At 68.6% G+C, this 15,108-nt stretch carries 16 protein-coding genes; 6 read left to right on the forward strand and 10 right to left on the reverse strand.

Annotated features, from left to right (window positions below; genetic code table 11):
- The first annotated feature begins 123 nt into the window (after window positions 1–123).
- Together serS and E0H50_RS04295 are read left to right on the forward strand one after the other, a co-directional pair.
- The gene (gene serS / locus E0H50_RS04290) at window positions 124–1,398 is read left to right on the forward strand and encodes a serine--tRNA ligase (protein WP_131284854.1); all 1,275 of its coding nucleotides are present in this window, start codon (window positions 124–126) and stop codon (window positions 1,396–1,398) included.
- Window positions 1,395–2,189: an HAD family hydrolase gene (locus tag E0H50_RS04295; protein WP_131284856.1), complete on the forward strand. Its 795-nt coding sequence runs from the start codon at window positions 1,395–1,397 to the stop codon at window positions 2,187–2,189. The genes serS and E0H50_RS04295 overlap by 4 nt, the downstream gene beginning before the upstream one ends.
- Window positions 2,190–2,328: 139 nt before the next feature.
- Here the strand turns inward: E0H50_RS04295 and E0H50_RS04300 are convergent, their stop codons facing one another.
- Entirely contained in the window at window positions 2,329–2,883 is a 555-nt protein-coding gene (locus E0H50_RS04300; protein WP_238150764.1) for a WhiB family transcriptional regulator, read from the reverse strand.
- A gap of 586 nt (window positions 2,884–3,469) precedes the next feature.
- Between E0H50_RS04300 and E0H50_RS04305 the strand changes: the two genes are divergently transcribed.
- Entirely contained in the window at window positions 3,470–4,279 is an 810-nt protein-coding gene (locus E0H50_RS04305) for an HAD family hydrolase (protein ID WP_131284860.1), read from the forward strand.
- A 4-nt stretch (window positions 4,280–4,283) separates the two neighbouring features.
- On the opposite strand, the gene E0H50_RS04310 is transcribed toward E0H50_RS04305, so the two are convergent.
- The 6 genes from E0H50_RS04310 to E0H50_RS04335 all read right to left on the reverse strand — a co-directional run bounded on the left by E0H50_RS04310 (window position 4,284) and on the right by E0H50_RS04335 (window position 10,113).
- A complete protein-coding gene (locus tag E0H50_RS04310) occupies window positions 4,284–4,889 on the reverse strand; it encodes a bacterial proteasome activator family protein (protein WP_131284862.1) in 606 nt (201 codons plus the stop codon).
- Between the two features lie 20 nt (window positions 4,890–4,909).
- Window positions 4,910–5,440 carry a CGNR zinc finger domain-containing protein gene (locus E0H50_RS04315; RefSeq protein WP_131284864.1) on the reverse strand — a complete coding sequence of 177 codons (531 nt, stop codon included), beginning with the start codon at window positions 5,438–5,440 and terminating at the stop codon, window positions 4,910–4,912.
- Between the two features lie 169 nt (window positions 5,441–5,609).
- Window positions 5,610–8,222: an FtsX-like permease family protein gene (locus E0H50_RS04320; RefSeq protein ID WP_131284866.1), complete on the reverse strand. Its 2,613-nt coding sequence runs from the start codon at window positions 8,220–8,222 to the stop codon at window positions 5,610–5,612.
- Window positions 8,222–8,938 carry an ABC transporter ATP-binding protein gene (locus tag E0H50_RS04325; RefSeq protein ID WP_131284868.1) on the reverse strand — a complete coding sequence of 239 codons (717 nt, stop codon included), beginning with the start codon at window positions 8,936–8,938 and terminating at the stop codon, window positions 8,222–8,224. The genes E0H50_RS04320 and E0H50_RS04325 overlap by 1 nt, the downstream gene beginning before the upstream one ends.
- Window positions 8,935–9,507, reverse strand: a complete 573-nt coding sequence (locus E0H50_RS04330) for a PadR family transcriptional regulator (RefSeq protein ID WP_131284869.1) — start codon at window positions 9,505–9,507, stop codon at window positions 8,935–8,937. Before E0H50_RS04330 ends, E0H50_RS04325 begins: the two co-directional genes overlap by 4 nt.
- Window positions 9,508–9,540: 33 nt before the next feature.
- The gene (locus E0H50_RS04335) at window positions 9,541–10,113 is read right to left on the reverse strand and encodes a TetR/AcrR family transcriptional regulator (RefSeq protein ID WP_131284871.1); all 573 of its coding nucleotides are present in this window, start codon (window positions 10,111–10,113) and stop codon (window positions 9,541–9,543) included.
- Between the two features lie 73 nt (window positions 10,114–10,186).
- Between E0H50_RS04335 and E0H50_RS04340 the strand changes: the two genes are divergently transcribed.
- The gene (locus E0H50_RS04340) at window positions 10,187–10,603 is read left to right on the forward strand and encodes a VOC family protein (RefSeq protein ID WP_131284873.1); all 417 of its coding nucleotides are present in this window, start codon (window positions 10,187–10,189) and stop codon (window positions 10,601–10,603) included.
- Here the strand turns inward: E0H50_RS04340 and E0H50_RS04345 are convergent.
- The 3 genes from E0H50_RS04345 to mobA are packed head-to-tail and all read right to left on the reverse strand — an operon-like array spanning window position 10,593 to window position 13,042.
- On the reverse strand, window positions 10,593–11,570 hold the full coding sequence (locus tag E0H50_RS04345) for an NAD(P)H-quinone oxidoreductase (RefSeq protein ID WP_131284875.1): 978 nt from the start codon (window positions 11,568–11,570) through the stop codon (window positions 10,593–10,595). The genes E0H50_RS04340 and E0H50_RS04345 overlap by 11 nt on opposite strands.
- A gap of 28 nt (window positions 11,571–11,598) precedes the next feature.
- The gene (locus tag E0H50_RS04350) at window positions 11,599–12,459 is read right to left on the reverse strand and encodes a phosphotransferase family protein (RefSeq protein ID WP_131284877.1); all 861 of its coding nucleotides are present in this window, start codon (window positions 12,457–12,459) and stop codon (window positions 11,599–11,601) included.
- Between the two features lie 43 nt (window positions 12,460–12,502).
- Window positions 12,503–13,042, reverse strand: a complete 540-nt coding sequence (gene mobA / locus E0H50_RS04355) for a molybdenum cofactor guanylyltransferase (RefSeq protein ID WP_131284879.1) — start codon at window positions 13,040–13,042, stop codon at window positions 12,503–12,505.
- 68 nt (window positions 13,043–13,110) lie between these two features.
- Here mobA and E0H50_RS04360 point away from each other — a divergent pair, with 68 nt between their 5' ends.
- Both E0H50_RS04360 and cobC read left to right on the forward strand, forming a co-directional pair.
- On the forward strand, window positions 13,111–13,902 hold the full coding sequence (locus E0H50_RS04360) for a carbon-nitrogen hydrolase family protein (RefSeq protein WP_131284881.1): 792 nt from the start codon (window positions 13,111–13,113) through the stop codon (window positions 13,900–13,902).
- 55 nt (window positions 13,903–13,957) lie between these two features.
- Window positions 13,958–15,025: an Rv2231c family histidinol phosphate aminotransferase CobC gene (gene cobC / locus E0H50_RS04365; RefSeq protein WP_238150765.1), complete on the forward strand. Its 1,068-nt coding sequence runs from the start codon at window positions 13,958–13,960 to the stop codon at window positions 15,023–15,025.
- Window positions 15,026–15,108: the final 83 nt, after the last annotated feature.

Here is a 15,108-nt window from a genome sequence, read left to right on the forward strand (position 1 = left end):
CCGACCGGACTGGGTGGGTGGTGGTTCATTGCCCGCTCAGATCCCCCTCAATGGTCACGTGTCCCTAGACCATCATCCCGAATAGACTTCGCCGGTTCTGACACGCCCCGATACCCTCAGGGTGTGATTGACGCGAAACTGCTCCGTGAGACCCCTGATGTCGTGCGCGCCGCCCTGACCAAGCGTGGCGAGAGTACCGACCTGGTCGACCAGATCCTGGTCGCCGACGGGGAGCGTCGATCGTCCATCTCCGCCTTCGAGGCGCTCCGGGCCGAGCAGAAGTCGCTCGGCAAGCAGGTCGCCCAGGCCAAGGGCGACGAGCGCACCGCGCTGCTGGAGCGGACCAAGACGCTGGCCACCGAGGTGAAGGCCAACGAGGCCGCCGCGAACGACGCCGACCGCCGCTTCGACGAGCTCGCGGCCGCCCTGCCGAACCTGGTGTCCGACGAGGCCCCGGTCGGCGGCGAGGACGACTACGTGGTGGTGGAGGAGGTCGGCAAGCCGCGCGACTTCGCCGCCGAGGGCTTCGAGCCCCGCGACCACCTGGCGCTGGGTGAGCTGCTCGGCGCCATCGACATGGAGCGCGGCGCGAAGATCAGCGGATCGCGGTTCTACTTCCTCAAGGGCGCCGGGATGCTGCTGCAGCTCGGCATGCTGCAGCTGGCCGTCCAGCAGGCGGTGGAGAACGGCTTCACCCCGATGATCACGCCGACGCTGGTCAAGCCCGAGGTGATGGGCGGCACCGGCTACCTGTCGGCGCACGACGACGTGTACCGGCTCGAGGACCCCGAGCTGTACCTGACCGGTACGTCGGAGGTCGCGCTGGCCGGATACCACATGGACGAGATCCTCGATCTGTCGAACGGCCCGATCCGGTACGCGGGCTGGTCGTCCTGCTACCGCAAGGAAGCCGGGTCGCACGGGAAGGACACCCGCGGGATCATCCGCGTCCACCAGTTCGACAAGGTCGAGATGTTCTCCTACTGCAGCCTGGAGGATGCGGCCGCGGAGCACCTGCGGCTGCTGGCCTGGGAGAAGGAGATGCTCGACAAGATGGAGCTGAGCTACCGGGTGATCGACACCGCGACCGGTGACCTGGGCGTCTCGGCGTACCGGAAGTTCGACTGCGAGGCGTGGGTGCCGACGCAGGGCCGGTACCGCGAGCTGACCTCGACGTCGAACTGCACGGACTTCCAGGCCCGCCGCCTGAACATCCGGCATCGCGACGCCGACGGCAAGACGCAGCCGGTCGCGACGCTGAACGGGACGCTGGCGACCACCCGCTGGATCGTCGCGATCCTCGAGACCCACCAGCTCGCCGACGGCTCGGTCCGGGTGCCGACCGCGCTGCAGCCGTACGTCGGCGGCCGCGAGGTCCTCGAACCGGTCGCCAAATGACGGAAGTACTGCGGCCGACGGCCGTTGCCCTGGACATCGACGGAACGCTGATCGACCACGACGAGGGGATGTCGCCCGCGGTCGTCGACGCGGTTCGTCGTGCGGCCGAGCAGGTACCGGTGATCCTGGCCACCGGCCGGGCCTGGTCCACCACCAGGCCGGTGGCCGAACGGCTCGGCCTGCGGTCCGGCGGATTCGTTGTCTGCAGCAACGGTGCGCGCACGCTGCGCTACCCGGACGGCGAGGTCGTCGACGAGCGGACCTTCGACCCGTCGACCGTGATCACGTCGGTACGCCGGTACGCGCCGAACGCCCGGATGGCGGTCGAGGACCAGGACGGCAGCTACCTGGTCACGGCGCCGTTCCCGGACGGCGACCTCGGCGCGAACGCGCGGATCCGGGTGGTCGGTGACGACGAGCTCGCGCCGCAACCTGTGACCCGGCTGATCATCCGGGACCCGGACCAGTCCGAAAGTGATTTCGTCCACCTGGCGGAACGCCTCGGCCTGCACGGGGTCAGTTACTTCGTGGGCTGGACCGCGTGGCTGGACATCGCCCCTGAGGGTGTGGACAAGTCGACCGGCCTGAAGGTTGCGCTGGCTCAGTACGACCTGGATCCGGCGGGTCTGCTGGCGATCGGTGACGGACGCAACGATATCGAGATGCTCACCTACGCGGGTCTCGGGATCGCGATGGACTCCGCCCCGGACGAGGTGAAGGTCGCCGCGGACGAGGTCACCAAGTCCGTACAGGACGACGGCGTGGCCGCCGTACTCAATCGCTGGTTCTGACGCGAGTCCTTTCGGTCAGAACCGAAAGGGTTGACAAACTGGCTTGCCCGAGGCAAGCGAAAGGCCCGGACTCCCTGTGTTTACAGGGTGTCCGGGCCTTTTCAGACTCCGATAGTCCGCTGGCGGGCCGAGTATCGGGTCAGGCGACTCGGCTGCTGCCGGTACGGCGTGGCTGGTGCTGCTGGTCGACGACGGTGTCGAACGCGTCCAGCACGGCGCCGACCTCTGGGCGCGGCCGCGGCGTCTTGGCTGCCGGGCTCTGACCGCGACGGGCCCGCCGCAGGTGCCGCTTGACCGTCGACAGCGAGCAGCCCAGCCGCATGGCCAGGGACTCCAGGCTGTCGTTCGGGTACTGCGTGCGCAGTCGCAGGACCTCTTCGTGGCTCACCGGGCGGCGGGTGCCGCGAGCACCGGCGAGCTGGTCGAAGTCGTCCGCCTGCACCTCGACGTCGAGCAGGTTGCGGATCGAACGCCGTTGTACAGCAGTGGTTCCGGCGACGAAGCCGCTCACGTCGTGCTCGGCGACGGCGCTGTACAGGCAGTCCGTGAAGAGCGGGCACGACGCGCACAGCGTCTTGGCCTCGCGGACGAGCTGCTCGTACCGCTCCCTGGTACGACGGGTCGCGGATGCCGGCGGCGGCTCCTCCATCAGGCGGTGCTGAAAGATGTCGGAACGAGCGATGCAGCCGGTCATGGCCCCTTCCCTGCTGGAACATGTGTCGACAGCCGCTCGGGAGCTACTGCCCCCCGGCCCCGCTAGATTGGCGCTGTTGACGATCATCAAGGCTCCCCAAGTATCAAGACCCGAATGAACGAACGGTGAACGACGTTCGTCCGCACGGATCCGCTAGCTGATGGACCTGCGCAACGTGCCGGCCCACCGTGTCGTCCCGGGCGCGGGACGCACCGATCCATAACTGTTGACGCCACCGCCGCGGTTTTGGTTGCAGCCAATTCCACAACAGTTGTTCGGCGTTTCTGTGTGCTTCTGGAGGTGGGGCGGAATCAGTCGCGCTGATCCAGAACACGCCTACGACGCGAACGAACAGCCCCCGGTTCCCCACCAGACCACCGCACTAAATCACGGGCCCGCCGGGTGGCGCAGGGGAACTTGCTGCCTTTGCAGCATCCTGCCGTAACGGTCTGATGACGTTGTCAAAAGCTCAATCAGATAAGTCAAAAAGACTTGAAACCGACGTCCGACCGCTTGCGCCCGGGGCCCTTGGAAGGGTAGTGCGCGACCAGCTCAGGCCACGGCGCTGTGGCGATATCGTTACCCGGTGACGGTTCCGCGAAACCCCCGCCTGATAGCAACCGATCTCGACGGGACGCTCGTCCGCAGTGACGGCACCGTGTCCGACCGGACCCGCGCCGCGGTGCTCGCGGCTCAGACGGCCGGAAGTGTTTTCGTGATGGTCACTGCCCGGCCACCTCGCTGGCTGCACGACCTGTCGCACCTGGTCGGCGACCACGGTGTCGCGATTGTTGCCAACGGCTCCATTTTGTACGACGTCCTGCGCCGTAAGGCGATTCGGGCCCGGTTGATCGAGCCCACGATCGCCCTCGAGGTGGCGCAGGCGATCCGCGCGGCGATCCCCGACGTACAGTTCGCCATCGAGCGACCGGACCGCTACGGACAGGAACCGGTCTACCTGAATCGCTGGCCGAAACCGGACGACACGTTGATCGCCGCGATCGAGGAACTCCTTGCGGAGCCGGCCGCAAAGCTGCTCGTCCGGCATCCGAGCCTGCACTCCGACGAGCTGCTCGGGCTGGTGAATCCGTTGGTGGGCCAACGAGTGACGGCCAGTCACAGTGGAGGTCACGGTTTGGTGGAGATTTCGGCGAGCGGGGTCTCGAAGGCCACGATGCTGGCCGATTTCGCCGCCACACAAGGGATCTCGGCTGCTGAGACGATCGCGTTCGGTGACTCGGTCAACGATCTGCCGATGCTCGCCTGGGCCGGAACGTCGTACGGCGTCGCGAACGCGCACCCCGAAGTCCTCGCGGTGGTGGACGAAATCGCCCCCACAAACGACGAGGACGGCGTCGCCGCCGTCCTCGAGGGGTTCTTCCAGCCTTTGAAATAAGGCGTTACAAGTACATCCCGCCGCTGCCCGGGCCGTCGGTGTTGCCGGCCTGCGGTGCGCCTGGGAAGCCCGGGTGCTCTTCGCCGGGCAGCTGCTGGCCGCCCGGCAGCGCGCGACGCATCTGCTCGAGCTGCTGACGCGCGGCCATCTGCTGCGCGAACAGTGCCGTCTGAATGCCGTGGAACAAGCCTTCCAGCCAGCCCACCAGCTGCGCCTGCGCGATCCGCAGCTCGGCGTCGGTCGGTGTGCTGTCGTCGGTGAAGTCGAGGCTGAGACGCTCCAGCTCCTCGACCAGTTCCGGTGCGAGGCCGCTCTCGAGTTCCTTGATCGAGGCCTCGTGGATCGCCCGCAGCCGCGCCCGGGAGGCTTCGTCGAGCGGCGCCGACTTCACCTCTTCCAGCAGTTGCCGGATCATGTTCGCGACCCGCATCACCTTCGCCGGCTGCTCGACCAGTTCGGTCACCGAGCGCGGTTCGTCGTCCTGTTCGTCGTCGGAGCGCGGCGGTCCCTCGACGGCCATGCCGTCCGGCCCGACGATCAGCACCTTGCCGTCTTCGGTGCGCGCACCGGCCATCGGAACTTCCTGGCCCTCGCTGCTGCTCTCGCTCATCTCCCCATCCTAGGCCGGGGTCACAGAGCGCGGGCGCGGTGGCGGCGTACGGCGTCCCGGTTGGCGCAGGCGGGGCTGCAATAGCGCTGGCGTCCGGTGCGGGAGAGGTCGGCGTACACGTTGCCGCAGCCTTCGGTGGCGCACCGGCCGAGCCGCGTGATGCCACGGCCGGCCAGGTGCAACGCCGTACCGGTGCTGATCAGTGTCGCGACCAGTCGCCCGACCGGAACGTTGTCCGGCCGGTAGTGCATGTGCCAGCCGTCGCCGGCGTGGTTGGTGAGCCGCGGATGCTCGGTGTACTTCGCGAGCATCGCGTTCACCAGGTCGACCCGCGACTGTTCGTCCGGTGCGTCCACCACCAGCAGCCACTCGTCGAGCGCGGTGCGTACGGCGGCCAGGTCCGCGGCGGTGACGTTTCGCTCACGGACCAGGCGGCTCTCGACGCCGCTCTCCTCGCACCGCTCGGCCAGCTCGTCCGGCGTGGTCGCCGGTCGGGTCACCAGATTCACCGCGAGCAGAACCGCGTCCGCGCCGTAAGGGTTGAGATGCATAATGCCATTACATCACGATGGATCCATGACCGACCTCCATCGCCACCGCTGGTCCCCGATCTCCAGCCACCACGTCAGCGAAGGCCTCGTCGTGTACCAGCGGTGTGCCTGCGGCCAATGGCGCATCACAAGCACACCGCCGTACGCCGTCGCCCACCCCGAAATCGCCCTAATCGATGCGGCTGACCATCGGTAGCCGGGAGCGGGTCAGCAGCCAGGCGAGGAGACCGGCGAAAAGTGGTACGACGACCACGATGCCGCCGATCTCCGCCCACGGGACCACGAAGTGCGGTGACCCGAAGGCGGCGTGCGCGGTGTAGCCGTACAGCGCGCCGACCCCCACGCCCAGCACGCAGCCCAACTGTCCGAGCACCCACGCCTGCGCCGCCGCGAGCGACCGCCGTCGCCGCGGAGGTGCGCCGATCGCCGCCAGTGTGGCCAGATCGGCCCGTCCCTCGGCGGCTGACAACGACACCGAGATCGCGACGCCGAGCAGCGTGACCACTGTCGCCGCGAGCAGGATCCCGATCAGGAAGAGCCGTGCCGGACTCTGGTACCCCTTCTCGACCTGAATTCCCTCGTCCGTCCCGAGCGTCCGGGAGACCGCGGCGAGCTCGTCCTTGGACGGCTCCCTGGTCAGTTCGAAATGCACCTCGCTGACCTGGATCGTGCCGAGCGCGCGGGCCGCCTGCGGGCTGATCAGCGCGGTGTCGCGGAAGAACTGGACCTTGGGCGGCGGACCGAACGACACCGCGTCCAGGTTCTTCAGGTACTTGTCCGCGTCATCGTTGTGCATGGCAACCTTCTGCCCGGGTGCCAGCTTGACGTCCGGAACCACCACCTTGCCGTCCCGCATCGCCGCCGCCACTTTCGCGCCGTACTCACCGAAGCGTTCGACGAAGGCCGGATCGGCCGCCTGCAGAGGCATCCCGGTCATGCCCGTTCCGGTCTCGGGCGTGGCGACTGCCAGGACCGGCGTATAGCCGTACTGATTGGGCTTCGCGTTCGCCAGCTGGACGTATCCGAGCTCGTACTGTTTTCGGACCGGCAACAGGCCGGCCACCTGCGAGGCGAGCTGCGGCGTGTACGTGATCCCACCGGTCTCGTCACCGGTGAAGCGGACGACGGCATCGCCTTCACGGGCCGCCGCGGTGTACGCCGCGGCATCGGCCGCTATCGAGTTCGAGGCCGCGAACGCGACCGCTGCGGTGCCCGCGACGGCCATCATGATCGCCGCGGTCGCCGGACCGGTGCGATGCCGGTGCCGCGCGGCGTCCCGCATCGCGATCCGGCCACTCAACGGCAGCGACCGCGCCAGGCCGGCGACCTTCACGACCAGACTCGGCAACATCCAGACCAGCGCGATGATCGACGCGGTGATCCCGAGCAGCACCAGCGCGATCGGGCCGCTCGGCGTGGCCGTCGCCTGCTGACCCAGCTGCGTGTGCCGCGCCGACCGCAACGCCGCGGCGATCATCCCGCTGCCGGCCAAGACGCACACAACCCCGCCCACGAGCAGGACAACCGCGGCGATCCGGATCCGGGCCGCCTTCGCGGTCACGGTGAACCGGCCCGCCAGCGCGGCCATCGGTGCCTGCCGACCGGCACTGATCGCCGGTACGACGGCAGCGGCGAGCCCGGCGCCGAGACCGAGGATCGCGATCGCCACGATCGTGGCCCACGGGATCTGCCACGCCGTGAAGATCGTGTCCGTCATCCGTTCCCAGAGCGGTTTCGCGCTGAACACCGCGATCCCGGCGATCACCAGTCCGCCGGCCACGCCGACCAGCCCGGCGAACAGGCCCTGCATCGCGACGATCCGCCGGACGTCACCCGGCGTACCCCCGGCCGCCATCACCAGACCGAGTTCCCGGGTCTGGCGGCGCGCGCCGACCGCGAACGCCGTACCGGCGAGCAGGACGATCTCGAGGATGCCGAAGCCGATCACCAGCGCCATCGCGGCGTACGGACCGATGTCGTCGGCGCTCGTGCCGTACGGGTCCGGTGGCGGATCGACGATGGTTGCTCGCGGCAAGAGAAACAGGCCTTGATTGACCAGATCCGTGCTGAGTTGACCGGCGTCGGCCGCGTCGGGCAGGTCGACGAGGTACTGGACCGTGCGCGTCGGATCGACGTCGTTCAGCGCGGAGTCCGGGGTGGCGAAGATCGCCGGCGTGCTCTGCGTGGTGAGCATCCGGGCGATGCCGACGACGGCGTACCGCTTGCCGCTCGTGCTCTCGACCGTGGTGGTCTGGCCGAGCTTCTCCGCGAGCGACGGTGAGATCGCGACCTCGTCGGCCTTCGCCGGCAGCCGGCCCTTGTCGAGCTTGACGGTCCCGGTCGTCAACGGGTTCGAGCCGTCACCCGTGAGCAGCGTGACCGTGGTCTTCGAGTCCGGGATCCGGACCTCGACCATGCCGGAGTCGACGAACAGGCGGGCCAGCTTCGTCCCCGCCGGGAGCAGTGGGCTCGGGTCGAACGTCGACGGTGTCCGGACCGCCTTGTCGTGACCCTCGGCCGGCGGCGGTTCGCCGTACAGCATCTCCTGGCCCGGCGGCACCTGCAGCTTGCCGTACTGCGTGACATCGAGGCGGCCGTCCGCGCGGCCGATCGTGTTGGCGGCCAGCGTTTCGCCGCTCGGACTCGCGGACTTCAGCACGATGCCCAGCCACGTCGCGGCCAGGACCGGCAGGCCGATCAAGGCGGCGACCAGCAACGTGCGGCCGAGCGATCTTCGCGCCGTACGCCGCGCGATCCGCAGCGGCGCGACCCACTTGCCCATCAGCGGCTCTCCTGCAGCAACGCATCCGCATCCGGCAGCGGCCCCGCCTGACCCACCAGTACGCCGTCGCGCAGGTAGACCACGCGATCGGCCCAGGCGGCGTGGCGAGCGTCGTGGGTGACGAGGACCCCGCCGATGCCGTGCTGATCACAGCGGTCCCGGAGCAACCGCAGTACGGCCTCGCCGGTGTCGGAGTCGAGTGCGCCGGTCGGTTCGTCCGCGAGCAGCAGGCGGCGCTCGCCGACGATCGCGCGGGCGATCGCCACTCGTTGCCTTTGGCCACCGGACATGTCGTCGGGGAAGCGGTCGGCGAGCTCCTCGATCCCCACCTCCTGCAGGGCGGTGACGGCGTACTTGTAGGCCGACCGGCTGCGGGTGCCGTCCAGTTCCAGCGGGAGCGCGACGTTCTCGGCCGCGGTCAGCGCGGGGATCAGGTTGAAGTCCTGGAAGACGTACCCGATCCGGCGACGACGCAGTGCCGCCACGGCGTTCCGGCTGAGCGTGGTGAGATCGCTGCCGTCGACAAGCACCTCGCCCGCGGTCGGCTGGTCGAGACCGCCGGCGCAGGTGAGCAACGTCGACTTGCCGGACCCGGACGGGCCCATCACGGCGACGAGTTCGCCCGGCGCGACGGCCAGATCCACGCCCCTCAGCGCATGCACGGCCTGCTCGCCTGTACCGTGCGTCCGCGTCAGCCCACAGATGTCGAGAATCATGAGCGCGCCTCCTGCTCAGCCGGTACGTCGTACGTCTGGGGAGCGGGCCGTGGTTTGCCGCGGTGGCGTAACAGCATCGCCTCGCAGTGATCGAGCCAGCGGATCTCCGCCTCGGCGCCGAAGATCATCGACTCGATGACCAGCTGCCAGGAGATCTCCCCCTCCGCGCTGTTGCGCTTCTGCCGGGTGAGTTCCTGCAGCGACTGCATGGTCGACATCCGCTGCCGCTGGACGACGGCGCTGACGTCCACGCCCGGCACCGCGAGCGCCAGGGCGAGCTTGATCGCGAGCTCGTCCCGCGGACGCGACTCCCGGGTGACCGGGGTCTGGAACCAGTTCGCTAGTTCGGCTCGCCCGGCGTCGGTGATCTCGTAGCGCGACCGGCCGCCCTCGTCCGTCGCGCCCGCCAGCACGAATCCGTCCCGCTCGAGGCGGGTGAGGGTGGTGTAGACCTGCCCGATGTTCAGCGGCCAGGTCGCCCCGGTGGCGGCCTCGAACTCACCGCGCAGCTGGTAGCCGTACTTCGGCTCGTCCTGGAGCAGCGCCAGCAATCCATGCTTGATCGACATGGATACTGAGTATGCATACCGAGTATGCGACCGTCAATCCTCTCGGGTCAGGCGGCGTACCAGACGGGCGGTGATCGCCTCCACGTCGTACGGGCGTCCGGTGCCCGGAGTGAGCTGGTCGAGGACCAGGCCGTCGATGGCGAAGTGCAGCAGGCGGATCTCCTCGGCGCTGCCCGGCAGGCCGGCGTTCGCATTGAAGGCGACGTCGGCGTCGAAGCCCTGGCGGAGCGTGCGCGACAGGATCTCGTGCAGGCCCGGGCGCCGAGCTGCTTCGAGGCGGAGCTCGAGGAGGGCGAGTGTGAGCTCCGGGCGGCCGAGTAGGCGCTCGACGATGTAGTGGACGTAATCCGTCATGAGTTCGAGGCCCGGCTCGCGGTTGGCGAGCGGCGCGAGGACGGCCTCGTCCGGGGCGAGGCGCTCGAAGATCCGCTCGCCGAGCGCGCCGAGCAGCGCGTCGCGGGTCTTGAAGTAGTTGGACGCCGTACCGGCCGGGAGTCCGGCGGCGGCGTCGACGGCTCGGTGGGTCAGGCCGCGGGCGCCGGCCTCCGCGAGCACGGCGAGGCCCGCGTCGGCCAGTTGGGTACGGCGTTCCGGATTCCGGGGCATGTTGACAAGGCTAGCAGAGTTCCACTACAACTGTCGTACACAACAACAACATCTGTAGTAGTCAGGAGAGCGTATGCAACCCGCAGCATTCGGCGCGACCGTGGTCACCGACCGTCCCTCGGACGTCGCCGCCTTCTACACGCAGTACCTCGACCTGCAGGTCGGGATCGATCTCGGCTGGTTCATCACGGTCCGCCGCGGCTCGGCGGACTGGGAGCTCGCGATCATGGAGCGCGGCCACCCGACGATTCCGGCAGCGGTGTCGGCACAGACCGAGAGCAGCAACGTCTTCGGCTTCGTCGTCGACGACGCCGACAAGATCGCCGCCGCGTTGCGCGAGGGCGGCGTACAGCTGGAGGGCGACCCGAAGACGGAGGTCTTCGGGCAGCGGCACTTCTTCGTGCGCGACCCGGCCGGCACCTGGATCGACGTGATCCAGCTCGTCGAACCCGACCCGGAATGGGCTGCGGCCAACCTGCCTACAGCGTAAGGAGAACTTTGCCGAGTTGGGTGGACTGCTCCAGCGTCTCGTGCGCCTTCGCGACCTCGGCGAGCGGGAACGTGGAGTGCACGACGGGGAAGACCTTGCGCTCCGCGATCAGCGGCCAGACGTGGCCGACGACCTCGGCGATGATGCGGCCCTTGTCCGCCACCGAACGGAACCGCAGACCGGTGGCGATCACCGAGCCGCGCCGGCTGAGCAGCCGCCCGAGGTCCAGTTCGCCCTTGGCGCCGCCCTGCATCCCGATCACCACCAGCCGCCCGTCGTACGCGAGCGACTTCACGTTGTCGGTCAGGTACTTCGCGCCCATGATGTCGAGGATCACGTCGGCGCCCGCGCCCTTCGTCGCCTCGCTCACCACGGACGCCCACTCGGCGTCCTTGTAGTTGATCGCGACGTCCGCGCCGAGCCGGGTGCAGAACTCCATCTTCTCCTTGGTGCCGACCGTGGTCAGCACCCGCGCGCCGTGCGCCACGCCGAGCTGGATCGCCATCGAGCCGATCCCGGACGAGCCGCCGTGCACGAGCAGCGTCTCGCCCGCCTTGAGATGCGCGGTCATGAAGATGTTCGACCAGACGGTCGCGACCACCTCGGGCAGCGCGGCCGCACTGACCAGGTCGAGACCGTCCGGTACGGACATCACCTGCGGAGCGGGTACGACGACCTTCTCGGCGTACCCGCCGCCGGCGAGCAGCGCGCAGCACTCGTCACCGACGGCCCATCCCTCGACCTCGGCGCCGACCGCGGCGATCCGGCCGGACACCTCGAGGCCGATCGTGCCGGGAGCGCCCGGCGGAGGCGGATAGAAGCCCTGGCGCTGGAGCAGGTCGGCGCGGTTCACTCCGGCGGCGACGACGTCGATGACGACCTCGTCGACGGCCGGTTCCGGGGCCGGGATCTCGCCGATCCCGAGAACGTCGATTCCGCCGGCACCATCCACCACGACAGCTCGCATGCTGCCCAACCTACCCTCAGCGCTCGACTCAGCGCTCGACCAGTTTTGCCAGGTCCTGCGCGATCGAGTCGAGGTAAGTGGTCTCGCCTATCGACTGGAACCAGTCCCATAGTTCGAGCGAGTGATAGAGCCGGTAGAGGTCGATCCGGTCCGCGGGTACGGCGCCGTACCCGTCGGTGAGGCCGGCGAGCTTCTCGGGGTTGTCGTGGGCGGAGTACTGGATCGTCTTCGCCAGGTCGATGAGCGGATCGGCGGCGATCGCGTTCTCCACGTCGATGAACCCGTTCACGCGCCAGGTCGCCGGGTCCACGACGATGTTGCCCTCGTGGAAGTCGTTGTGACACAGGACAGCTGCTGTGTTGTCCGCGAACAGGTGCTTCTTTTGCTCGACGTGCGCGGCGATCTTCGCGTGCAGCTCGAGGTCTCCGCCCAGCTGCTCGAACTCTTGCAGCTTCTTCGCGAACTGCCGTCGCATGTACTGGTCGTTGTCCGGCAACGGGTCGAGGATCTGATCGGTCAGATAGCCGTACTCCGGTTGCGGGATGCGGTGAACGCGCTGCAACAGGTCGCCGAGCTGCGCGTACATCGCCCGCCAGTCCGGCGGCTCGGCCTCGGACAGCGGAACGCCGTCGATCTTCGACAGCATCGTGACGCCGTCGCCGACATGCATCACCCGTGGGATCGAGCCGGCGAGCTCTTGCTCCAGCATCCCGTAGACGTGGACTTCCTTGGCCTGCTTCCAGAGCCACTCCGGCGCGTAGACCTTCACGATCACCGGGTCGGCGGACGTGCGCACCTCGTACACGGTGCTCAACTGCCCGCCGGTGCGCTCCACGACCTCACTGACGTCGAGCCCGACGACATCCCTCACCAGTTGCGCGACATCCATGCGTCGAACCTACGAACCACGTCCAGCGATTTTCAGTCGTCTTTCAGTCGTCCAAGTCCGACCAGGTGTCGACGTCGTTGCCTGAGTGGGTCGGGTCGGTCCACGCGAGGTCGAGGCCGGCGAGCGTCCGGCGTACCGACTTGTCCCTCGGATCGCCGACGTCCCGGATCGCCTGAGCCAACGCAGTACGCCGGTACGCGGCCGCGAGCTGCTGCTCCTGCCCGTCCGTGTCACGCAGCCCAAACCCGTCGCGTTCCCCAAGCCCCGCGACAAGGGCCGTCACGTCCTCCTCGGTGATCCACGGCAGGTCACAGCTCACCACCACGACCACGGGCGCCGTCCCAAACGTCAGCCCAGCCGCCAACCCCGCCACCGGCCCACCCGACGGCGGGTCCTCCACCGTCCACTCCACCTCCCGGTACGTCGTACGCACCGGCCCCACCACCACGGTCGAGGCGGCTCCCGCCGTCGCCGTCAACACCCGATCCAGCAACGACATCCCGTCCAGCACGAGCATCGCCTTGTCCACCCCACCGAACCGAGTAGACCCGCCCCCCGCCAGCACGACCACGTCAAACTCCACCTCAGCAGTCTCGCACTCGTCGCGTCGTGTGAGGTTCAAGCTGTTGGGTTCTGCGGCACCATGGGGAGATGAGGATTGCCGTGGTGCAGGCCGCCAGTAGCTATGACAAGGCTGCCAACCGGGACGCGGTCAGCCGTCTGGTCGCGGAGGCCGCGCAGGGCGGGCCTGACCTGGTGGTGCTGCCGGAAGCGATGATGTCCGACTTCGCGGTCGAGGGGGAGTCGGTGGCGGAGGCCGCCGAGGCGCTGGACGGCGAGTTCGTGACGACCCTCCGGAAGGCTGCGGTCGAGCACAGGGTGGCGATCGTGGCCGGGATGTTCGAACGCAGCTGTGACGAGCGCCGTCCCTACAACACCCTCCTGGCTGTCGGCGCTGACGGCGTACTGCTCGGCGCCTACCGCAAGATCCATCTGTACGACGCTTTCGGGTACAAGGAGTCCGACCAGCTGACACCTGGTGACGTAGCCCCAGTCGTAGTCCAGGTCGGCGGCCACTCGGTCGGTCTGATGACCTGCTACGACCTGCGCTTTCCAGAACTCTCCCGCGCGCTCATTGACGCCGGAGCCGAGGTGCTGGTCGTCCCGGCCGCCTGGGTCCGCGGACCGCTCAAGGAGCACCACTGGACCACTCTGCTCACCGCCCGAGCTGTGGAGAACACCTGCTACGTCGCAGCGGCTGCACAGAACGGCAAGAAGTACTGCGGTCTCAGCCAGGTCATCGACCCGCAGGGCATCGCGCTGGCGTCCGTAGGTGAGGTAGACGGACATGCGTTCGCTGAGATCTCTGCGGAGCGGCTGGCCGACGTACGCAAGCGCAACCCCTCCCTGCAGAACCGGCGGTACTCAGTCACGCCCAGCTGACCAGTGCGCGGACCGGGCGGTCCGTAAGAGTCGCTGACCCGTTAGCCTCCTGGGCGTGGCGGATGGGTTTGATCTGGAGCATCACGGCGATCTCGAGGTCGGTGAGGGGCTGGTCGACCTCGCCGTCAACGTCCGCGCGGGCACACCCCCGCCCTGGTTGCTCGACGCGATCACGGCGAGCCTGACCGAGCTGGCGGGGTACCCACGGCAGGACGCGGCCCTTGCGGCGGTCGCGCACCGGCACGGTGTCGCGCCGGACCGGGTGCTGTTGACCGCGGGGGCGGCGGAGGCGTTCGTCCTGATCGCACGGGCGTTCCGGCCGCGCCACCCGGTCGTGGTGCATCCACAGTTCACCGAGCCCGAGGCCGCGCTGCGTTCGGCCGGGCACCTGGTCGACCGGGTGATCCTGCGGCCCGAGAACGGGTTCACGCTGGACCCGTCCGCCGTACCGGCCGACGCTGATCTCGTTGTCATCGGTAACCCCACCAACCCGACGTCGGTACTGCATCGCGCCGACGACCTGCGCGAGCTGGCGCGACCCGATCGGATCCTGGTCGTCGACGAGGCGTTCATGGACGCCGTACCCGGTGAGCCCGAGTCGCTCGCCGGCGCGTCCATCCCCGGGCTCGTGGTGGTGCGGAGCCTGACGAAGACGTGGGGACTCGCGGGTCTGCGGGTCGGGTACGTCATTGCCGGCGCGGGGCTGATCGAGCAACTGGCCGCGGTCCAGCCGCACTGGCCGGTGTCCACTCCTGCACTCGCGGCAGCAATTGCCTGCAGCAACGAGCGTGCCGTCGCGGAAGCGGCCCAGGCTGCCCTCGACATCGAACGCCACCGTGTCCATCTGCTTGACAGTCTCGGAACAGTGAACGGACTTTCGACGTACGGCGTGGCGCGTGCGCCGTTCGTCCTCGTGCACGTGCCGGGGGCGGCGGAGGTGCGGGAATCCCTGCGTACACAGGGGTTTGCGGTCCGGCGCGGGGATACGTTCCCGGGTCTCGGGCCGGACTGGTTGCGGATCGCCGTACGGCCCGAGGACGTGACCGACGGGTTCGTGAAGGTGCTGGCGGATCTGCTGCCGCGCAATCGAGTTGGCGCTGTAACGCGCGAGGGGTTTAGCTGAGGTCCACTTTGCGCACAGGATGGCCAGTGCCCCCGGTGGTATGCCCCGGGCAACTTCTGGCCGTTCGCGAAGGGAGCAGCACA

The organism is Kribbella sindirgiensis (genome assembly GCF_004331435.1).
GTDB classification, from domain to species: Bacteria; Actinomycetota; Actinomycetes; order Propionibacteriales; family Kribbellaceae; genus Kribbella; species Kribbella sindirgiensis.